We start from the raw sequence: 20,620 nt of genomic DNA, 5'->3' as shown, positions 1-20,620 counted from the left end.
CGCGAACCCCAAATCCCTTAGCAGTGCCACGCATACCCCGGACCAATGGCCAAGTGCGACGCGTGTGGGAAAGACGAAAGCATGCCGTACAACTGTCGGCACTGCGGCGGGACCTACTGTGCTGAACACAGACTCCCGGAGAATCACGGCTGTTCCGGCCTGAAAGACTGGAACGATCCGAACGGCGTCTTCGACAGCGGCTTCGACGACAGCGTCCAGAACGGCGGCCGGTCCTCGGCGTCCTCGCGGGTTCTCGAGAAACTGCCGATCGATACCGGTCCTGGCGGGCCACTCGCGTACTTCCGGGGGAACATGACCTACACGTTCCTCGCGCTGATGTGGCTCACGTTCTTGTTGCAGTGGATCGCGATCGCCGTCGGCGGCGCGTTCGGCTTTCCGAACCTCCACCGGGCCCTGTTCGTACTCGCACCACAGAATCCGGAGTACGTCTGGACCTGGGTCACGTCGGTGTTCGCACACAGCCCGATCAACATCTTCCACATCGTCTTCAACAGCATCGTGATCTTCTTTTTCGGCCCGCTCGTCGAGCGCTACGTCGGCTCGAAGAAGTTCGCGATCCTCTTCGTCGTCAGCGGTGCACTCGCCGGTCTCGCCCAGATCGGAATCCAGATCACGCAGGGCCTCGGAGCGATTCCCGCCGCGGGCGGCGTCCTCGGCGCGAGCGGTGCGGCGCTCGCGATCATGGGCGTCATCACCGTGCTGAACCCGAGCCTCAAGGTCTACCTGTATTTCGTCCTCCCCGTTCCGATCTGGCTGCTCACGGCCGGAACGGCCGTCATCAGCGTCTTCTTTATCGGAACTGGTGGCGGCGGAAACGTCGCTCACATGGCCCACCTCGTCGGCCTGGTTATCGGGTTGGGTTACGGTGAATACGTCAAACGGACCCAGAACGTCCGCGCACCGAGTCAGTTCCAACTCGGTGGCGGCCCGGGCGGTCCCGGCGGTCCGGGTGGTCCCGGCGGTCGTCGTCGGTTCTAGGTTCTCTTCGAGTGCCGATTTGAGGACGCCACGTTCTTCGAACCGTTATTTCGAGCGTGCTTCGAACCCACTACGTTGGACGCGCTTCGAACCCGTTACTTTGAAATCCGAAGTGAATTACTTTGATCTTCGAAGTATAGGAGGACGTCGGCCGAAGCGTATGTTTTCGTACTTCTGACGAAACGTAACCGACACCGACGTATCCCCGTCGATCAGCCACCGTCCGACGGTGTCGGACCGAGCAGATCCCACCAACTGATTTTCATCGCCCTCGTATCGGCGCACGACCGATGCGCCAGCCCCGAACACCACGTCCCGATCTCGAGCCCGACGCCGACCTCGAGCGCGAAGAGATGGAAGCCATGCAACGCGAGATCGCCGCCGCCGCGATCTTCGAAGACGATCACGACGTCGCCGTCGGTTCGCTTTCGAATCCGCTCGAGGCGGCCTCGAGCGACCGCGACCGACCGGAACCACCGCTCGTCGCCGGCGTCGATCAGTCGTTTCTCCTCGAGAGCGAACGGGCGTTGAGCGCCGTCGTGGTGATGCAGGCCGGGGAGGTCGTCGAGCGCGTCCACGCCGTGACGCCGCTCGAGATACCCTACATTCCGGGGCTGCTGGCGTTTCGCGAGGGCGGACCGATCCTCGCGGCTCTCGAGGGACTTTCGACGGAGCCGGACCTGTTCCTGTTCGACGGCAGCGGGCGTATCCACTTCCGGCAGGCGGGGATCGCGACTCACATCGGCGTCGTCCTCGACGTGCCGAGCGTCGGGATCGCAAAGAGCCTGCTCTGTGGTGAGCCACGCGGGGACGTCGACGATCTGCCGGCGGGAACCACCGTTCCGATCGACGCGAACTCGCGGGTCGACGCTCCGGCGGGAACGGTACTCGGCTACGCGGTCCAGACGCGCCAGTACGACTCGCCCGACCGCGCCATCAATCCGCTCTACGTCAGCCCGGGCCACCGGGTCGGGCCCGAGACGGCCGCCGACGGTGCGCTCGAACTCGCGACGACCTACAAACTCCCCGAACCGATCCGGCTGGCCGACGCCTACGCCGACGAGGCGAAACGGACGCTCGAGGAGTAGACGGCCGGTTCACCGCTTCGATCCGTATCCCGGTCAGGTGGATCGGTCCCTGACCAGGGCTGACAGGAGCGGGTTGGGAAGTGGGATAGAAAAACTTAGGACGACGCTTGCACGGGTTGTGATCAATGGGTGCCCGCCGATTGCCACTCGTTTTCTGTCTGCTCGCGGTGGTCGTCGTCCTCGGTGGCTGTGCCGTCCTCGACGTCCCCTCGAGCGATCCGGAACCCGATCCGGAGACGGTGTTCGAAGCCGCCTTCGTCCACGGCGACGACCTCGTCGACGTCCGCGGCGAGCGGACGACGACGGTGACGGACGGCGACGAAACCGTCACCGAGGTCGCCTCCGTCGTCGAGCGCCCCTACGTCGAGTACCGGAGCGAAGTCCTCGAGTCTTCGATGGCCGCCACCGCCGGAGACGTCTACGTCTCGAACGCGACGGCCTCGTGGTGGTACGATCCGGAATCGAACGCCGCGAGCGTCTACGAGGTCGACGAGCCCCACGAAAACGAGGCCGTCGAGGCGGCGCGTGCAGACCAGGCCGAGCGACAACTCGAGCGCTACGATCTCGAGTATCTGGGAACCGAGACGGTCGCGGACCGGGAGACGTACGTCCTCACGGTCGAGGCGAAAGACGAGGTGGTCGAGGACGGTATCTCGGTCCTCGTTGGCGATACGGAGTACGTCTACGCGCTCGAGACGGTCGATCCGGCCGACGAACTCGTCGCACTCGAACAGACGATCTGGATCGACGCGGAGTACGAGTATCCGCTGAAAGAAGAGCTGGTGTTCGAGGGACCGAACGGTGAGCGAAAGACGATGACCGAGCGCTTCGAGGAGGTGTCGTTCAACAACGACCTCCCGGACGGAACGTTCGCGTTCGAGCCCGCGGAGAACGTGACGGTCGACGAGATCGAGTAGTCGGTGAACGGCAACGCGATCCCGCTCGCGAACCGGCGGCCAACACGCCGGTACTGGTCCTTCGAGTGCGAGCGGTGAGTACCTGTTTTACGAATATCCCATACCTCGAGCGCCAGCGTGCCAGCCGATCGACGAGCGCTAGTCGCTAACCTGGGCCGTCTCGATCCCGTTTTCGACCGCGAGATCGCCCTCGAGGGTCCGGACGGGGTAGGGAATGTCGATTCCCTCCTCGTCGAAGCGCTCTTTGACTGCCGTCACGTACTCGCCTTTGATGCGGACGAAGTCGGCTCTCGAGGGGGTTTCGATCCAGAACCGTGACTGGAGGCCGACGTCGGAGTCACCGAGTTCCGTCAGTCGAACGGACGGCCCGGGATCGTCCACGATTTCGGGATGGCGGTCGCCTTCTTCGACGATGATCTCCGTCGCGCGCTCGATGTCGTCGTCGTATCCGATTCCGAAGACGAACTTCAGTCGAAGCGTGTCGGCGTCGACGGGGTTCTTGAGGACGTTCTCGGTCAGCGCCGAGTTCGGAACGGTCAGCAGTTCGTTGTCGAACGTCCGGACCCGGGTCACCCGGAGGCTGATGTCCTCGACGACGCCCGCGTGATCGTCCCACTCGATCCAGTCCCCGATCTTGAACGGCTTGTCGACGTAGATGAACACGCCCGCGACGAAGTTCCTGATGACGTTTTGCATCGCCAGACCGACCGCGAGCGCACCGGCGGCGGCGATGCCGGCCAGCGAGACGAGGAAGTTACCGAAGTCAGCCGCGCCGAAGGCTGCTGCGAGCGCGACGAACAGGATTCCGAACTTCGTGATCTTCACCAGCGGTCTCCGCGCGTGACGGTCCAGGTCCCGGCGGTCGAACGCCCGGTTCAACAGCGGAATCACGACGAACCGACCGACGGCGTAGACGATGAGAAAGGCGACGACGAACAGCACCAGCCGTTCGACCGTCGCAGCGACCGTCGCGTCACCGAGGCTCTCCTCGAGTACGCCCGCGACGATGCCGGAATCCCCTCCCGGTTCTCCGTTCTGGAGGGGCGTCGCGACGGCGCTCATCGGTAGAGAACCGCGGTGTGGCCGCGGGTATCGACGAGGTCGGCGTTCACTCGATCGGCGAGGTCCTGTGCCGTTTCGTCGGTCGAACTGCCGGCGCGGGCGGCACGCAAGAACTTCACCTTCACGAGATCGCCGTTGGTCAGTTGATCGTCGAGTTCGTCGACGACCGATTCGATTCCGCTCTTGCCGACCCAGACGGTAACGTCGAGGTCGTGTGCCCGCCGCATCCGCTCTTCTCGATCCATAACCCTGGATAAGGAATCCGAGTGATTTGAATCTTCGCGAATCGAAACGCCGGCCGGAGGTGGGTGTCGTCCCTCGAGAGTGTCCCGAACCGAAACTGGCCAGAACCGAGAGCGGCCAAACACGGAGAGTTCCCCAAACCGACGACCGACGGCGACGGGGCCGCTACGTCTCGTATGGATACCTGGCGTGGGAACCGCAGTCACAGCTCACGACGACGTGGCCGTCCTGGAGCCTGACGCGTGCGTTTTTCCCCGGCCGAAGGTACGAATCACAGGAGTCGCAGGTAAACCGTCGGAACGATCTCGGGAGCGTCAGTCGGTTTCGTTCCGCGATTCGACGCGCGAGCCGGACGTACTCTCTGGCTCGGTCGTCGTCATCCGCCGCTGCCGCCGCTCGAGCCAGGTCGTGGAGCCGATCGATCCGTTCGGCGGCGACGTCCATACCCCGTTTTTCGTCGGTCCACCTATTGATGTTGCGTTCCAACCGAAGCCTCGAAATCGGAGCGTACATCCGTTTCAATCGCCGTCGACAACACGTGAGCGACCCTTTCACCGTCGACGTTCCCGTCCGGTACCGCGACCTCGACACGCTGAACCACGTCAACCACGCCGTCTACGCGACGTACCTCGAGACCGCACGGATCGATTACTTCGAGTCGCTTCTCGAGGAAAAACCGCAGGACCTCTCGTACGTCGTCGCGAATCTCGAGATCAGCTACGAGCGTCCCATCACGCGCTCGGACGAGCCGACCGTGGCGACCTGGGTCTCCGAACTCGGGGAGACGAGCTGTACGATGAGATACGAAATCCGAACCGACGACGACGTGGCGGCGACCGCCGAGACGACGATGGTCTACGTCGATCCCGAGACGGTTCAGCCGGCTCCGGTTCCCGACGACGTCCGAACGCGGATCGAAACGTCGGAAAACCTCGACGCCGCGGCGGAGTGAGTCGACGGCACCCTCGAGTCGACGAGCGGAGTTCCGACCTCGAGCCGACGGACGGGGTCGCCGTTTCGTGTGGACGGGTCGGACTAGTGCTTTGGGAGGCGGCCGCCGGTCAGCCGAACGACGCCGAACACGCGCGTTTCGTCCGCGACCGCGACCGACCGATCGCGAAGTCGCGCGTGTGCCGCGTCGATTTTCTCGTCGAGTCGCAGGTGCGGTTCGTTCTCGTAGCGAAGTTTCGTCGTCGGTGGCGTCGAGAGGACGACGATCGCTCGAAAGACAGCGTTCACCGGCGGCGCGTACCACGCGTCGCTTCGGGCCGCGTTCGCGAGGACGACGTGTCCACCGGGTCGAACCAGATCGCACCAGTCGTCGACCGCTCCGGCGGGATCGCTGAGCATACCGACGACGAACGTCGCGAGGATCGCGTCTATCTCGGTCGTCCCTTCCGGAAAGGCGGCGAGCGGTAACCGAGTCGCGTCCCCTCTCACGACGTGAACGTTGTCGTAGCCGGCGGTGGCCTCGCGGGCTCGCTCGAGTACCGGTCCGGTGAAATCGATCCCGACGACGGTTCCCTCGGGGCCGACGCGCTCGCGCAGGTACGGCAGATTCGCCCCCGTCCCACAGCCCATCTCGACGACGGTGTCTCCGGGCTCGAGCCGGCAGGCCGCGGCCGTCCGTCGTCGAAGGCGGGGAATCCCGGGCGTTCGTCTGGCGATTACGTCGTAAAGCCCCGACCAGCGGCCGTAGAACTCCTGTGCATCCTCCGTCGCCATCGACCGGACCGTCGTGAGAAGGGAGTTCGAAGCCATGAGTGCGAACCGTTCGTTATAACAGCGACCGAACGTCGTCAGCGACCGACTCCGCGTCGGATCCGAGGACGTAGATCAGCGGCTCGATTCCCATCCGACCGGTCTGGTACAGCACCGTCGCCTCCGGCTCGTTCTCGACCGCCGCCCCGACGCTCGAGACGATGTCGTTCGACTCGTCGAACTCGGCGGCCGTGTGTCCCGACTCGACGAGTCGGTCGAGTAACTCGGGACTGTAGGCGATGTTGATCGCCGCCGAGACCGGCGCGTCGTGACGACGCGACGCGAGCAGGATCGTTGCGACGTGTTCCGAAACGCCGAACTCGGGGTCCGTCGGCACCGTCGCCTGACCTTTCACGTCGAAGATTCGACCCGGAACGCCGGCGACGTCGTCGATGTCGTCGGCGTCGGGCGTACAGGCGACCAGGTTCGAGCCGACCGCCGGAATCAGCGACGCGAAGCCGCTCGCGTTCTCGAGGATGCGCAGCCCCCGCCGGAGCGACGAGAGGACGCGCTCGCTCGTTCGGAGGTCGTTCTCCGGATCGTGGACGCGAAAACTCGAGCCGTGGTCCGCGAGTTCCGGCACGGCCTCCTCGTGAAGCTGGGCGAGAACGTCTCCGCCGGTCTCGAGTTCGCGAACGAGCACCTCGATCTCGATCAGCGCGCGGACGGGCGTGACGTCCCCCGACGCCAGCCCGTCAGCGAGTTCCTCGACCAGCGCCTCGATCCGTTCGTCTCCGGCGATGCGATCGTTCGTCGTGACGTCGCCGTGGGCGTATTTCGAAACGGCGCTCTGACTGATTCCGAGAACCTGGGCGACCTCGCTCTGGGTGAGTCCTCGCTCGCGGAGCGCTGTGGCGAGCATCGACCGGACGGTCGGCAGGAACTCGTCGACGACGATCTCTTCGACGAATTGCATTCGTTACGTGGCGATAGGAGCCCCGGCGGGAAATACTGATCGCTGGAGAGACGCGGATAAATCGGTCGAACGTTACGCAACCGGCTCGAGATCCGCTCGCTCGGCTTCGGCTTGAACCAGATACGCCCGATCGTCTGCGTACTCGGCAACGATCTCGAGGGCGGTTTGCGTTCCGAGCTGGTTGAGCGCCCAGGCGGCACTGGCTCGCACCCGGTCTTCCTCGTCGGTCTCGAGACGGTCAGAGAGCGGTTCGATCGCGCGGGTGTCACCGATCAGGCCGAGCGCGCGGGCCGCCCAGCTTCGAACGTCCGGATTGTCCGCCTCGAGTTGGTTCGCGATCGGCTGGACCGCGTCCTCGGCACCGACCTCGCCCAGCGCTCTGAACGCCGGTTTCTGCAGGTCGGGGTTGGAATCGACGTAATCGAGAAGCGTCTCGACGACCTCCTCGTCCGTGACGCCGATCTTCCCCAGAATGCTCATCGCCGTCGTGTCCCGACGATTCGCCTTCTGGAGCATCGGTTCCATCGCCTCCTCGGGTCCCATTCGCTCTAAGGCCTCGAGACAGTGTTCTTCCATGAAGTCCGACCCGAGACTCTCGTAGGCGAGCAGGATCATGTCGACGTTTCCTCGCTTTTCGTGGACCTTGAGCGCGTGCCACTCCGGCGGGAAATCCTTGACGTGATCGAGGACGTCGTAGAACCCTTCCCGGCGGAGCTGTTCGCGCACCTCGAGGTCGGTCCAGGCGGTCGCCTCGTCGACGTCCGACTCGAGATCGTCAGTCGCCTCGAGCAATCCGGCGATCGTCGCCGCGTCCTCGTCCGCGTCGAGGTCGACCGCTTCGACCGCGTCCGCACACTCCTCGAGCGTCGCCGCCAGCCGCTCGGGAACGTCGTCGCCCTCGTCGACCGAGACGGACTCGTCGAGCAACTCAGTTACGTCCGCGAGGAAGCTTTCGACGCCCTCGATCAGCTCCTCGTCACCCTCGGTCGTCCAGCGAGTGTCCGTGATCGTGCTCGTCGTGCCGTCGATTTCGTCGACGACGTCTTCGGCGTAGGGACCGCGCTGATCCTCGAGGTCGTCCTCGAGGTCCGAGACGTCGCTTTCGATCCCGTCGTAGGTCTCTTCGAGTGCTTCTTCGGGGGTCTGTTCGTCGTCCTCGTCGTCTTCGTCCTCGTCCGTCTCCGGCGGCTCCGGAACCTCGACGTCCTCGATTTCCGCACGGAACTCGTCGATATCCGCCTCGACGACGTCGAGGTCGGCTTCGGTTTCTGCCGCCTCGAGGTCCGCAGTCAGTCCCTCCAGGTCGGACTGGAACCCCTCGAGTCGGTCGCGAATCCCCTCGAGATCGACGTCTCGCTGTTCCGAATCCGCGGGCTCGTCGCCGGCTGACCCGTCACCGTTCGCCTCGTCGTCGCTCATCTCTGTTCCCTCCGTACGAAACGATGCCGACGCGTGACAGTGTCCATACGAAACGGTCGTGTCAGGATCGCCCTAAGCGTTTCCATGCACGCCCGCCCGTCCCGTCTCCGGTCCCTCGCGCCAGTAGAACCACGGACTGAGCGTCATGTACGCCATCCCGAGGATCAACAGCGCGAACGGAAACGAGCGAGCCGCGAACTCGGGGACGAGAACCGCGAGCACGTGGACGACGCCCATGATCGCCGCGTCTCGAACGAGCAGGTCCGGATACTCGATCCTCGAGACCATCAGGTAACAGAACGCACCCGTGATCGCGAGCACGAGCCACGGTCCGGCGACGTCCGCGAGGATCGCCGCGCCGAGAATTGTCGCCGCGAGCGTGGTCTGGACGCCCTCGGTGTAGCTGCCGGTGACGTCGTAGGCCGTGTACATGCCGAGTCGGGTGACGGCCGTCGCGACGAACAGCGCACAGACGGCCGTCACGAGGAGCAACCCGGCCGTCACCGTCTCGAAACCGATGTTGAGACCGGCGGTGACGACGACGAACGCGAGGACGGCCGGCGCGACCGCAAAGGAGGCGACGTCAGCGAGCGAGTCGAGATAGGGGCCGGCCTCGGTACCGCCGTAGCGGCGAGCAAGGATGCCGTCCAGTCCGTCAGCGACGGCGGCGAGCAGGATCAATCTGGCGGCGAGGTCGATGTCGACGAACGCGACGACGACGGCGACGAATCCCAGCGCGGCGTTCGCGATCGTCACCGCGTCGGCGACGCCGAGTCGCCCGACGAACCGCGGAAGCATGTTCGCGGATTCGGCGGGCGGGTACCTTACGTGTTTTCGTTTCCCCACGACCTCCGCGCGAAATCGCATCCGCTTTCCGACCGGCCGAGAACGAACCGCGGGGGTTATATTCGGATCTTGCCAACCGACGGGTATGCACCGGCGCGTCTACCTCGCGGCCGTCGGAACCGCGGCCTCGAGCGGCATTGCGGGCTGTACATCCCTCCTCAGCGTGCTCGACGGCGAGCCCTGTAGCGGCGACGGCTGCGATATCGGGATGACTCGAAACGAGTTCGTTCCCGACGTATACGAAGTCAGCGTCGGTGACACCGTCGTCTGGAAGAATACGAGCGGAGCCGACCACACGGTAACGGCCTTCGAGCGAACGCTTCCCGACGGCGCGGAGTACTTCGCGACCGGCGGCTACGAGGATCAGGCCACTGCGGTCGAAGCCTGGCATCGGAGCCGTGGCGGTCGCCTTGGAACTCGAGAAACGTACGAACACACCTTCGAACTCCCGGGAGAGTACGGCTACTTCTGTGAACCCCATATCAAAGGCGGAATGGACGGAACGGTCATCGTGACCGAGTAAAGAACGGGCGGAATCGACGCCGAAACCGGAACACTGAGCGGGGTAGCGTAGCCGCTGTGCGTCACTCACACCTGCCGATGAGCCACTTCTTTACTCGAGATGGATCGGCGGGCCACCGCTCCATTCGAGACCGCTCTCCGTGACCGGGAAAGTACCATCGTGTGGATCATCAGACGTTTTAACGGCTATTTCGTCTATCCGTCGCATCGCGACAGACTTTTCACTACTGGATGTTACCACCTAGTTGTATGAGCGACTTCGACAAGTTCAGCGATGTCGGTGAAGCCGACGTAACGCGTGCGATCGGACAGGAGTGGACCGAGGAGTTCATGGATTTCTCGGACTCGGACGTCATCATCGTCGGCGGCGGTCCGTCGGGGCTGACGGCCGCGAAGGAACTCGCAGAGCGCGACGTGAAGGTGATGGTCGTCGAAAAGAACAATTACCTCGGCGGCGGCTTCTGGCTCGGCGGTTTCCTGATGAACAAGGTCACCGTTCGCGACCCCGCCCAGCAGGTCCTCGACGAACTCGACGTTTCCTACAAGCGGTCCCAGGACAGCGAGGGACTGTTCGTCGCCAACGGACCGGAGGCCTGTTCCGGACTCATCAAGGCCGCCTGCGACGCGGGCGCGAAGATGCAGAACATGACGGAGTTCACCGACATCGTCATTCGCGAGGACCACAAGGTGTCGGGCATCGTCATGAACTGGACGCCGGTGCACGCGCTCCCGCGCGAGATTACCTGCGTCGATCCGATCGCGGTCGAGGCGAATCTCGTCATCGACGCCACCGGTCACGACGCGATGGCCATCACCAAACTCGACGAACGCGGCGTCCTCGACGCGCCGGGCGTCCAGGACGCTCGAGAGCGCGGTCAGGTCATGGATCAGACCGACGGCGACACCTACGGCGCGCCCGGTCACGACTCGCCCGGACACGACTCGATGTGGGTCGGCAAGTCAGAAGACGCCGTCGTCGAGCACACCGGACTCGTCCACGACGGGCTCATCGCCACCGGGATGGCGACCGCGACGACGTACGGTCTCCCGCGGATGGGGCCGACCTTCGGTGCCATGCTCGTCTCGGGCAAACGCGCCGCCCAGGTCGCACTCGACGAACTCGAGGTCGACGCCGATCCCGTCGAGCTGACCTCGCGCGCGGCGCCGGCTGACGACTGATACGATCCGCCGTACCGACGTGTCACCACACCCGTACGCAGATCGCGGGTGTGACGGATGATCGGGCTATCTGGCGGCGTCTCGACCGATAGTCGATACTTCCTCGCTATCGATAGTGACGTGATCGATCGCAAGCGTTTCATCGGGTGGTACGACTAGGTGGTGTATGGTCGATCGAGTGATCCTTTATCGGGCACCGTCGAGCGTCGTCGACGTCGACGAACTCGCCACGTGGTTGGAGCGACGAACCGACGTCGACGTGGCCGTTCGCGATCGGTTTCTCGAGGTTCATCGAAGCGACGAGCTCCCCGAACGGTTCGCAGAGGCTCGCGTGACGTCGCCGTACGAACGCGCTACCGGGAACACGATGCTCGGGACGATCCGCTACGAAGAGCGCGCACTAGAAAACCCCGACCGTGAGGGCGGCGTCCTCTACGACGGCGTCTCGGTCCAGCGGACGCTCAACAGCGTACTTCCGGCAAGCGAACGCGAACTCGAGACGCTTCACGTGCCGATCATAGATCGCGCGATCGGAACCTGGGGCGGCCACGACGGACGCTGGCACAAGCGGGTGAACGTCCTCGGACAGCCGGCGCTCGTCTCGGTTCCGGGGCTGTACGAAGCCCCCGCAAAGCCCGAGGCGTACTACAAGGAAAAACAACGACACTCGCTCATCTCCGGGGACACACCTCCACGGGAGGTCCTCGAGAATCAGGTCGACGGGGAGTTCCTGATCGAGAACGATCCACGCTCGACCGACGCACTCGCGGGATACGTCTTGCAGGCCTACCACTTCATAGAGGAAGGGAGCGGTTTCTGTGAGCGAGAGGGGTGTCGGCTCTTCAACGCACACTACCACGAAGATCTGATCGAGGCTCAGTTGCGTCGTCCGGCGTTCTGCTCGGAACACGCCCGACTCTACGGGACCGACGAATGACCGGTCGGCGTGGCGCCGGCAAAGCCGACGGTCCGATCCCTAAATTCGGTAACGCAATACTGTTATCCGAACGTAGTGAACCGTCGGACGAACCCAGATGATCGGATCCGTTCCGGACGGTGACAGCGAACGCCGTTTCGGTCGACGAGCGATGTTAGCGGCGACGACAGGAGCGACCGTCTCGATCAGCGGCTGCGTCCGGGAGCTCCGGAGCGTCGTCAACCGCGACGGAATCGATCAGCTCGAGCTGACGATCACGACCGTTCCGGCCGACGGCGACAGAGAGAGCATCCAGATCGCTCGAGCGCTCCGAAACGTACTCGAGGACGCCGGTATGGACGTCTCGATCGAGATGCGATCTCATGAGGAGTTCCTTCGGTCGATTCTGATCAACCACGATTTCGACGTCTACGTCGGCCAACACCCCGGCGGAACCGATCCGGACTACCTCTACGAAACGCTTCACTCGCGATACGTCGACGAGGCGGGCTGGCAGAATCCGTTTGGATTCGCGAACCTGGTCGTCGACGACCTCCTCGAGCGCCAACGGGCTGCCGCCGAGGACGACCGCGAGACGGCCGTCACGGAGACGCTCGAGGCGGTTGCGACCGAACAGCCGTTCGTGCCGATCTGTTTCCCCGACGAGTACCGGCTCGCCAGAACGGACCGATTCGACGGGTGGGAAGACGCCCATCTCGCCAGACGAGACGGATATCTCGGTCTCGAGCCGATCGAGAGCGAAGGCGAAACCGGAACCGACACCGGAGCCGAAACGCTTCGGGTCGTCCACACCGACGCCCGACTCTCCGAGAATCTCAATCCGATTTCGGTCGAGTACCGCGATCAGGGGACGATGCTCGACCTGCTGTACGATTCGCTTGGATCAGTCGACGCCGAGGACGAACTCGTCCCCTGGCTCGCCGTCGGCTGGGACTGGGACGAAGAAACGATGACGATCGATCTCCGGGAACGCTGTCTGTTCCACGACGGAGAGACGCTAACCGCGGACGACGTCGCGTTCAGTTATCGGTTTCTCTCCGATACCACGCTCGGTGACGACGTGTCGGCACCCACACCACGATACAGAGGTCGAATCGAATCCGTCGAGACGATCGAGGTAACTGGAGAGTACGAACTCGAGCTGTCGTTTGCCACGGGACGGCCGGCGGCCGAACAGGCGTTGACGGTACCGATTCTTCCCGAACACGTCTGGTCGGAGCGAGCGAGCTCCCCGACCGTCAGGGGAGTTCGAGTCGCGCGCGGAACGACTGAAGCGCTCGTCACCGACAACGTTCCACCGATCGGCAGCGGCCCGTTCGCGTTCAGCGAGTGGGCCGAGCGCGACTACGTCGAACTCGAGCGCTTCGCGGATCATTTCTCGCTTCGGGACGACGTCGACCGACCGGAACCGACCGTCGATCGCGTTCGAATCGCCATCGATCCACGGAGTACGTCGGCGATCGAACTGGTCAACGGAGCCGACGCCGACGTCACGTCGCTCCCGCTCGAAAGCTACGTCGTCGACGACGTTCTCGAGTCGACGCCCGACGACGTTCGGGTGCTCGAGTCGCCGTCGTGGTCGTTCTACCACCTGGGGTTCAACACCAGGAGCGGGCCGTTCTCCAATCCCCGTTTCCGCCGTCTCGTTGCGGGACTCGTCGATAAGGAGTGGCTGATCGAGAACGTCTTCGACGGCCACGCACGGCCCATCGCGACGCCGGTGACGCCGGGATGGACTCCCGAATCGCTCGAGTGGGACGGAAACGATCCCGTAACGCCGTTTCTCGGGTCGAACGGCGAGATCGACCTCGCGGCGGTCAGGGCCGCCGTCGAAGAAGCCGGCTTTCGACACGACGGCGAGCGTCTCCGGGTGAGGCGCTGATGCTGGTTCGCGTCCTGGTCCAGCTGGTCGTCGTCGTCACGCTGTTGACGCTCGTCTCGATCGCGGTCTTCGTCGGCCGGTATCGGCTTCGAGACACGCGCCTCGAGTGGCGAACTCGCGTTCGAGCCGCTGTGCCGGTTACGGCACTTCTCGCGATCGTTCTCCTGTTCAACAGCGTGGCGAGGCAGGTCGTCCCGGAGCTCTCGTGGATGATCGGCTGGAACGTAACCTGGGCGATCTACGACCTCGAGGGCCAGTTCATCCTCTGGTTGCAAGAGCAAGCGACGCCCGCCGTGACCGCGTACTTCTCGTTCATTTACATCTACGCCTACGTCTTCATGCTCGTCTTTCCGGTCATCGCGTACTTCGCGCTCTCGAACACCCGACCGTTGCGGGAGCTTCTGACGGCGTACACGCTCAACTACACGGTCGGGTTGATTCTGTACGTCTTCGTTATCGCGTACGGTCCGCGAAACATGATGCCCGAGCTGGTCGATGCGTTACTGTACGATACGTATCCGCGCTATCAGCATCTGACGCGACAGGTCAATCGCAATACGAACGTCTTCCCGTCGCTTCACACCTCGCTCGCGGCGACGGTGACGTTTCTGGCGTACCGGACTCGAGACGTCTACCCGCGGTGGTTTCTCGTCGCCACGATACTCGGCGTCTCCGTGGCGATCTCGACGATGTACCTCGGAATTCACTGGGTGATCGACGTTCTCGCAGGAATCGTCCTCGCGTACGTCAGCGTTGCACTCGCGGCCCACCTCGTCGGACGCTGGTCAGTTGGGGAGTGGATCGACGGACGGCTGTCGAGTGTCCGATAGTGCTACCGGGGACCGATACGTTCTACGACAACCGGATAGAAGTCGAGATCCGACGCCACGAGCGATGCCGACCGTTCACAACTCCTCGAGCGAGCGTAGCTTCTGTTCGACGGCCGGCGGGGCGGCGCTCGGTCCGTCACGAACTCGGTGATCGGGGATCAGGATTGGGGCAGGGTTCTCGTCGAGAGCCGTTCGGATCAGGATGATATCGTCGTCGTCGTCGGGGTCGAGGTCGGGAACCGTCCTGGCGAGCGTTTCCACGTCGACTTGATCCCCGTAGGGGATCTCTCCGACCTGTTCGAGGACGGCTCGCTGATCGGTCGGCATCGTGAGTGCGACGGTGACGTCGTCGAAGACGACCGGCTCGAGGCCGTCGAGATACTCGAACAGTAACTCGAGAACCGGGTGGTCGTCGTCGAGTTCGTCCTCGGGAACGTCGGGGAACGAAACGCTGATGACTCGGCCGCTCGCTGCACCCAGCTGTACGTATCGGTCGAGGTACGACGATTTCCGTCCGTAGATTCCGGCCTCCGTCACGTCCTCCATGTATAGTCCCTAGGCGGACGGAACTTGAATATTCGCCGGTTGGTCGCTTACCGGGATGAGTGTGCGGTCGAATGGCGCAAGGCTTTTGTACATATGAGTACGTCGATGTACAATAATGAACTCCGAAACGGAACTCGATTCCGCGGTGGAATCGATACTGTCGACAGCGCGGGAGCGCTCGGTGGAGAGCGCTGACGGAGCTCCCGTCTCCGTCGACGCGCGCTCGCTTCCCGACGCGATCGAACGAGCGAACGCGGACGGCCGCGTTCCGGTGATCGCTGAGGTGAAACCGACGAGTCCGACGGCCGATGGAACGCGAAGCGACGATCCGGTCGAGTTGGCTCAAAAGATGGTTGCAGGCGGTGCAACGGCGATCTCGGTCCTCACCGAGCCGACTCACTTCGGCGGCTCCGCGGACGCACTGACGCGCGTTCGAGAGGCGGTCGACGTTCCCGTCCTTCGCAAGGACTTCGTCCTCGACGTGGAGGGCATGGATCTCGTCGAAGCCGATCTCCTGTTGTTGATCGTCAGGTTCGTCGACGACCTTGAGTCCCTCGTTGACGCCGCTCGCGAGCGCGGATTCCAGCCCCTCGTCGAGGTTCACGATCGCGCGGAACTCGAGACCGCACTCGAGGCGGGTGCGAAGATAATCGGCGTGAACAACCGCGATCTGGCACGTCTCGATGTCGATCTCGGGACGTTCGAATCGGTGGCACCGGCGGTGTCGGAGCTGACAGGGTCCGGAACCGCGACCGACGGCGAAGCCGGCGTGGGCGCCGTTCCCGAGGGGATCACGCTGATCGCTGAGAGCGGGATTTCGGGTCCGGCGGACGTCACCCGAATGCGCGAGGCGGGAGCCGATGCGCTGCTGGTCGGCAGCGCTATCATGGACCACGCCGAAGGAGAAACCGACGTCAGCGAGAACACGCGGCGGCTGACTCGAGCCGACGACGTCGGGAGCGATACGAGCGGATCCAATACATGAGCACGAGCGAACGAGACCACGAGCGAGGAGACCAGCGCGAGCGTACCAGCCACGGGTCGTTCGGAGAGTACGGCGGTCAGTACGTCCCCGAAGCCGTGATGCCGGCGCTGCAGGAACTCGAGGACGCTTACGAGCGCTACGTTCTGGAGAACGAGGACGGCTTCATGGACGAGTTTCGGGAGCGACTGCGCGATTTCGGCGGCCGGCCGACGCCGCTTCAGCGCGCGGATCGACTGAGCGAGCGGTACGGACGCGAGATATATCTCAAGCGCGAAGACCTGGTCCACGGCGGCGCGCACAAACTGAACAACGCGCTCGGCCAGGTTCTCCTCGCGAAGTACATGGGAAAAGAACGGATCGTCGCAGAAACTGGTGCCGGCCAGCACGGCACCGCGACCGCCATGGCAGCCGCCCACCTGGACGTGCCCTGTGAGATTTACATGGGGCGGACCGACGTCAACCGACAGCGACCGAACGTCTACCGGATGCGAATGAACGGGGCACAGGTGAATCCGGTCGATGCCGGAAGCGGGACGTTGAAAGAGGCGATCAACGAGACCATGCGCGACTGGTCGACTACCGTCGAAACCTCTCACTACGTGATCGGTTCGGTCGTCGGCCCCCATCCGTTCCCCGCGATGGTCAGAGACTTTCAGGCAGTCATCAGCGACGAAGCGCGCGAACAGCTACTCGAGAGCGCCGGTCGGCTTCCCGACACCGTCATCGCTTGCGCGGGCGGCGGCTCGAACACGATGGGCGCGTTCGACGCGTTTATCCCGGACGCAGACGTCGACCTCGTCGCGGTCGAGGCCGGCGGCTCGAGTCTCGAGATCGACGAAGGCGACGGGATCGCGCCCAACTCCGCGACGCTCTCGACGGGATCCGACGGCGTCCTTCACGGCGCGATGACCAAGCTCCTCCAGAGCGACGACGGACAGATCATGGAATCACACAGCGTCAGCGCTGGCCTCGACTACGCGGGCGTCGGTCCCGAACTCTCGCATCTCGTCGAGACCGGGCGCGTCAGACCTGTAAACGTCGACGACGAAACCGCACTCGAGGCCTTCCACCGGCTCTCGACTCTCGAGGGGATCATCCCGGCACTCGAGTCGAGCCACGCGCTGGGATATCTCGAGCGCGCGGCAGGACCCGCGGCGAAGACGTCGAACGAACAGCACGCACAGGAGGCGGCTGAGGAGGGCCTCGGTGATCTCGTCGTCGTCAACGTCTCCGGACGGGGCGACAAGGACCTCGAGACCGTCCTCGAGGAGACCGAAGCGCGCGATCTCGCGGCCGCGCCGGACGTGGAGGTGTTCGACTCGTGAGCGACGACCGAGACGATTCCAGCGACCGGCCGGCGGTCGACAGCGAGATCGAAGCCGCGATTTACGAGAACCACCCCGCGCTGATCGCGTACATCACCGCCGGAGACCCGTCGCTCGAGGACACGAAGGCGTACGTGGAGGCGCTCGACCGCGGCGGGGCGGATCTGATCGAACTCGGATTGCCGTTCTCGGAGCCGATCGCGGAGGGCCCGACGATCCAGGGCGCGATCAACCGCGCACTGGCCGCCGGAACGACGCCGGCCGGGTTTTTCGATCTCGTCGACGGCCTCGAGACGGACGCGCCGCTGCTGGTGATGACGTATTACAATATGCTGTTACAGTTCGGAGCCGAGGCCGACGTTAGGCCGTTCGTCGAACGCGCCGCAGACGCGGGGATCTCCGGCGTCATCGTTCCCGACCTGCCGGCAGAGGAGGCAGAGCCGCTCTGTGCGGCCTGTGACGAGTTCGGACTCGACGTCGTCTTCATCGTCGCGCCAACGACCGAGGGCGACCGCCTCGAGACGATCATGTCCCGGGCCTCGGGCTTCGTGTACGTTCAGGCCCGCTTGGGGACGACCGGAGCGCGGGCGGACGTCTCGAGTGCGACCCACGACAGCCTCGAGCGTCTCGAGGGCCATAGCGACGTTCCGAAGGCGGTGGGCTTCGGCGTCAGCAAGGGCGACCACGCCGCCGAGATAGTCGAGGCGGGAGCCGACGGCGTCATCGTCGGCAGCGCCCTCGTCGACATCGTCGCCGCGCACGGATCGGACGGTGACGCACCCGCCGCGGCTGACCTCGAGGAGAAAGCCCGAGAGCTCAAGGCGGGTGCCGAACGCGCCGCAGCGGACGCCGACGCCACGGACGGCGAGCAAGAACGGACACCGGAACCAGAACACCCATAACGGCAAGCTTGTTACTCTCCCGCAAATGACGACGACAGGAACCACCGCACGACTCGATCGAATCGGCACAGAGGGATCGTACGTGATCGTCCCGATGGATCACGGCATCACGATGGGTGCCGTCCAGGGATTAAAAGAGATCGAATCGACCATCGACGGCGTCACGCGCGGCGGTGCCGACGCCGTCCTCACGCAGAAAGGGATCGCCCCGCGCGTTCACGAGAACAAAAACGACAAGGGGTACATCGTCCACCTCAACGCCTCGACGACAATCGGTCCCGACGAAAACGACAAACGTCTTACCGGGACCGTCGAGGAAGCCATCCGGGCGGGTGCCGACGCCGTTTCCTTTCATATCAACGTCGGCTCCGACCACGAGCCGAACCAGCTCACCCAGCTCGCAGAGATTACGGAGACGGCCGACCGGTTCGGGATACCCGTTCTCGCGATGGCGTACGCTCGCGGTTCCGGCGTCGACTCCGAGGATCCCGTAGCGCTCGGCCACGCGGTTCGTCTCGCTGAAGAGATCGGCGCGGATATCGTCAAAACCGGCTACAGCGGCGACGCGGACAGCTTCCAGCACGTCGTCGAGTCGACCCGGCTTCCGGTCGTCATCGCCGGCGGCTCGAAGGGGACCGACCGCGAAACGGTCGAGATGGTCCGCGGCGTGATGGACGCCGGCGGTGCTGGCGTCTCGATGGGGCGGTCGATCTTCCAGCACGAGAACCCCGAGGCGATCGCTCGAGCCGTCTCCGGCGTCGTCCACGCCGACCTCGAGACCGACGAAGCGCTCGAGGCGGCCGGACTGACTCTCGAAGCCTGACCGTCTCGGAGACCGACACCGAACGCACGTTCCGCTCAGGACCCGATATCGATCGGATCGTCACGAACGAGCTCCTCAACGACCCGGCACCGACACGGGCAGCGTTCTCGATGGCGAGTTCTCACCGCTCATACGTTCGGACTGATCGGACGGACCGAAAGAACTTCCGACGCTCCCTCCCTCGGTCGAGCCGGTGACGGACGGCGAACAGCTGACGATCGACGACGAAATCGTCGCACGGGCGCGAATTCACGCTCGAACGGTTCTCGACGAGTACGATCTGTCGGTCGATAGAGACGCCCTCGAGTGGGAGACGTCACTGCGGGCTCGCCGTCGGGCGGGGGCGTGTCGGTGGGACCCGAACCGCGAAATAGCGACGATCATCCTCGCGCGCCGGGCTTACGAGCGCTACGACTGGCCGACGTTCGCGGGCGTCGTCAGACACGAACTCGTCCACGCCTGGGAGTACCAGCGCTTTGGCGAGTCCGGTCACGGGGCACGTTTTCGCGAACGCGCCGCGGCGCTCGATGCACCGCGTCACTGCCAGTCGTTCTCCGAGCCGCGGTACGTACTCCGGTGTCGCGAGACCGACTGCGACTGGGAGGCGACGCGCCACCGCGCTTCGAAGCCTGTCAAATCCCCGGATCGGTACCGCTGTGGATCCTGTGGCGGATCCTACGAAGTCGAACACGCGGAAAGCGGACGGACGTGGACGACGGCGAGCGGTTACGGCGGATCGAAGGCTGCGCTCGGTGACGACTGGTGAGGAGTCGTCGCGAACTGCGGACAGAGGTCCGACTTGTCACGCTCGCTCGAGCCGGACCGGGGTGTCCGGTTCGCCGGTTTCGGCGGCCGTTCCACGGAACACTTATTCGGCGTAGTCGACCTGTGTTACCTATGGGAATACTCGACCTGATGCTGGGAACGTCGGGACCCGGCGAGCAGGGCGTCGACGGGAAGTCGTACACGCTCTCGAAGGCGACGCACGATTTCGTCTACCCCGTCGCCGTCCGGCGAGACGAACTCGAGGCGTTCGTCCGGTTGCTCGAGGACGAGGAGGCGGTGCCGTCGCTCGAAGAGAACACCGACGAGCTACAGGACGCACTCGATTCCGTCCTCGAAGACCACGACATCGACGCGACCGAACTGGCCGAACGGGGGCGAAAACCCCGACTCGAGGCCGAGCCGGTGATCGAACACTGGCGAGAGCAGCTCTCCGGCGATCTCGGCGTGGTGTACGCTCGTCCGGGAACGTATCCGGTGCTTCTCACGTTCGTCAAACGATGTACACGCCGTGATGAGGACGAGGACGATCCGTTCGAACTGCCCGAGACGTTCTCCGATGCGGCGGGACTGCTCAAACGTCTCGAGGAGGCGACCGACCGCCAGTACCGCGCCGTCGTTCACACGGATCTGCTCGCGAACCGGACCTGACGTG

23 protein-coding genes are annotated in these 20,620 nt (G+C 64.2%); 15 read left to right on the top strand and 8 right to left on the bottom strand.

What is annotated here, in order from left to right; all coding sequences use genetic code 11:
- Positions 1-45 precede the first annotated feature (45 nt).
- From EA462_RS09425 to EA462_RS09415, 3 genes are all read left to right on the top strand, one after another.
- Positions 46-999 (top strand): rhomboid family intramembrane serine protease, encoded by a 954-nt coding sequence (locus EA462_RS09425; protein WP_124178316.1) that lies wholly within the window; start codon positions 46-48, stop codon positions 997-999.
- Between the two features lie 290 nt (positions 1,000-1,289).
- Positions 1,290-2,087 (top strand): endonuclease V, encoded by a 798-nt coding sequence (locus EA462_RS09420; RefSeq protein WP_124178315.1) that lies wholly within the window; start codon positions 1,290-1,292, stop codon positions 2,085-2,087.
- 125 nt (positions 2,088-2,212) lie between these two features.
- Positions 2,213-3,004, top strand: coding sequence for a LolA family protein (locus EA462_RS09415; RefSeq protein WP_124178314.1), 792 nt, complete (start codon positions 2,213-2,215; stop codon positions 3,002-3,004).
- Positions 3,005-3,142: 138 nt separating this feature from the next.
- Here EA462_RS09415 and EA462_RS09410 read toward each other — a convergent pair whose 3' ends face one another.
- From EA462_RS09410 to EA462_RS09400, 3 genes are all read right to left on the bottom strand, one after another.
- Positions 3,143-4,066 carry a mechanosensitive ion channel family protein gene (locus EA462_RS09410; RefSeq protein ID WP_124178313.1) on the bottom strand — a complete coding sequence of 308 codons (924 nt, stop codon included), beginning with the start codon at positions 4,064-4,066 and terminating at the stop codon, positions 3,143-3,145.
- Positions 4,063-4,311 carry a YhbY family RNA-binding protein gene (locus EA462_RS09405; RefSeq protein WP_124178312.1) on the bottom strand — a complete coding sequence of 83 codons (249 nt, stop codon included), beginning with the start codon at positions 4,309-4,311 and terminating at the stop codon, positions 4,063-4,065. Before EA462_RS09405 ends, EA462_RS09410 begins: the two co-directional genes overlap by 4 nt.
- Before the next feature lie 163 nt (positions 4,312-4,474).
- Entirely contained in the window at positions 4,475-4,753 is a 279-nt protein-coding gene (locus EA462_RS09400; RefSeq protein ID WP_124178311.1) for a ribonuclease P protein component 4, read from the bottom strand.
- 94 nt (positions 4,754-4,847) lie between these two features.
- On the opposite strand from EA462_RS09400, the gene EA462_RS09395 reads away from it, so the two are divergent.
- Positions 4,848-5,261 carry an acyl-CoA thioesterase gene (locus EA462_RS09395; RefSeq protein ID WP_124178310.1) on the top strand — a complete coding sequence of 138 codons (414 nt, stop codon included), beginning with the start codon at positions 4,848-4,850 and terminating at the stop codon, positions 5,259-5,261.
- An 83-nt stretch (positions 5,262-5,344) separates the two neighbouring features.
- On the opposite strand, the gene EA462_RS09390 is transcribed toward EA462_RS09395, so the two are convergent.
- The 4 genes from EA462_RS09390 to EA462_RS09375 all read right to left on the bottom strand — a co-directional run bounded on the left by EA462_RS09390 (position 5,345) and on the right by EA462_RS09375 (position 9,203).
- On the bottom strand, positions 5,345-6,034 hold the full coding sequence (locus EA462_RS09390) for a class I SAM-dependent methyltransferase (protein WP_207891647.1): 690 nt from the start codon (positions 6,032-6,034) through the stop codon (positions 5,345-5,347).
- 52 nt (positions 6,035-6,086) lie between these two features.
- A complete protein-coding gene (locus EA462_RS09385) occupies positions 6,087-6,986 on the bottom strand; it encodes a thiamine-phosphate synthase family protein (RefSeq protein ID WP_124178308.1) in 900 nt (299 codons plus the stop codon).
- A gap of 72 nt (positions 6,987-7,058) precedes the next feature.
- Positions 7,059-8,405: a HEAT repeat domain-containing protein gene (locus EA462_RS09380; protein WP_124178307.1), complete on the bottom strand. Its 1,347-nt coding sequence runs from the start codon at positions 8,403-8,405 to the stop codon at positions 7,059-7,061.
- 72 nt (positions 8,406-8,477) lie between these two features.
- Positions 8,478-9,203 (bottom strand): protein sorting system archaetidylserine synthase, encoded by a 726-nt coding sequence (locus EA462_RS09375; protein WP_124178306.1) that lies wholly within the window; start codon positions 9,201-9,203, stop codon positions 8,478-8,480.
- A 133-nt stretch (positions 9,204-9,336) separates the two neighbouring features.
- On the opposite strand from EA462_RS09375, the gene EA462_RS09370 reads away from it, so the two are divergent.
- From EA462_RS09370 to EA462_RS09350, 5 genes are all read left to right on the top strand, one after another.
- Positions 9,337-9,774 (top strand): cupredoxin domain-containing protein, encoded by a 438-nt coding sequence (locus EA462_RS09370; protein ID WP_124178305.1) that lies wholly within the window; start codon positions 9,337-9,339, stop codon positions 9,772-9,774.
- A 248-nt stretch (positions 9,775-10,022) separates the two neighbouring features.
- On the top strand, positions 10,023-10,952 hold the full coding sequence (locus EA462_RS09365) for a sulfide-dependent adenosine diphosphate thiazole synthase (RefSeq protein WP_124178304.1): 930 nt from the start codon (positions 10,023-10,025) through the stop codon (positions 10,950-10,952).
- A gap of 166 nt (positions 10,953-11,118) precedes the next feature.
- Entirely contained in the window at positions 11,119-11,889 is a 771-nt protein-coding gene (locus EA462_RS09360; RefSeq protein ID WP_124178303.1) for a DUF7001 family protein, read from the top strand.
- A 97-nt stretch (positions 11,890-11,986) separates the two neighbouring features.
- On the top strand, positions 11,987-13,771 hold the full coding sequence (locus EA462_RS09355; RefSeq protein WP_124178302.1) for an ABC transporter substrate-binding protein: 1,785 nt from the start codon (positions 11,987-11,989) through the stop codon (positions 13,769-13,771).
- On the top strand, positions 13,771-14,601 hold the full coding sequence (locus EA462_RS09350; RefSeq protein ID WP_124178301.1) for a phosphatase PAP2 family protein: 831 nt from the start codon (positions 13,771-13,773) through the stop codon (positions 14,599-14,601). Before EA462_RS09355 ends, EA462_RS09350 begins: the two co-directional genes overlap by 1 nt.
- A 75-nt stretch (positions 14,602-14,676) precedes the next feature.
- On the opposite strand, the gene EA462_RS09345 is transcribed toward EA462_RS09350, so the two are convergent.
- A complete protein-coding gene (locus EA462_RS09345; RefSeq protein ID WP_124178300.1) occupies positions 14,677-15,147 on the bottom strand; it encodes an MGMT family protein in 471 nt (156 codons plus the stop codon).
- A 115-nt stretch (positions 15,148-15,262) separates the two neighbouring features.
- On the opposite strand from EA462_RS09345, the gene trpC reads away from it, so the two are divergent.
- The 6 genes from trpC (at position 15,263) to EA462_RS09315 (ending at position 20,616) form a co-directional block, all read left to right on the top strand.
- Positions 15,263-16,132, top strand: coding sequence for an indole-3-glycerol phosphate synthase (trpC, locus tag EA462_RS09340; RefSeq protein WP_124178299.1), 870 nt, complete (start codon positions 15,263-15,265; stop codon positions 16,130-16,132).
- Positions 16,129-17,457, top strand: coding sequence for a tryptophan synthase subunit beta (gene trpB / locus EA462_RS09335; RefSeq protein ID WP_124178298.1), 1,329 nt, complete (start codon positions 16,129-16,131; stop codon positions 17,455-17,457). Before trpC ends, trpB begins: the two co-directional genes overlap by 4 nt.
- A complete protein-coding gene (gene trpA, locus EA462_RS09330; protein WP_124178297.1) occupies positions 17,454-18,359 on the top strand; it encodes a tryptophan synthase subunit alpha in 906 nt (301 codons plus the stop codon). Before trpB ends, trpA begins: the two co-directional genes overlap by 4 nt.
- A 25-nt stretch (positions 18,360-18,384) precedes the next feature.
- Positions 18,385-19,182, top strand: coding sequence for a 2-amino-3,7-dideoxy-D-threo-hept-6-ulosonate synthase (locus EA462_RS09325; protein WP_124178296.1), 798 nt, complete (start codon positions 18,385-18,387; stop codon positions 19,180-19,182).
- A 193-nt stretch (positions 19,183-19,375) separates the two neighbouring features.
- Positions 19,376-19,948 carry a SprT family zinc-dependent metalloprotease gene (locus EA462_RS09320; protein WP_124178295.1) on the top strand — a complete coding sequence of 191 codons (573 nt, stop codon included), beginning with the start codon at positions 19,376-19,378 and terminating at the stop codon, positions 19,946-19,948.
- Between the two features lie 131 nt (positions 19,949-20,079).
- Complete coding sequence (locus tag EA462_RS09315) at positions 20,080-20,616, top strand: hypothetical protein (protein WP_124178294.1); 537 nt, start codon at positions 20,080-20,082, stop codon at positions 20,614-20,616.
- Positions 20,617-20,620 lie beyond the last annotated feature (4 nt).

The sequence above is a fragment of the Natrarchaeobius halalkaliphilus genome, from assembly GCF_003841485.1.
In the GTDB taxonomy this organism is placed as follows: domain Archaea; phylum Halobacteriota; class Halobacteria; order Halobacteriales; family Natrialbaceae; genus Natrarchaeobius; species Natrarchaeobius halalkaliphilus.
Note: the sequence above shows the minus strand (reverse complement) of the source record. Positions and strands in the feature narration are given on the sequence as shown.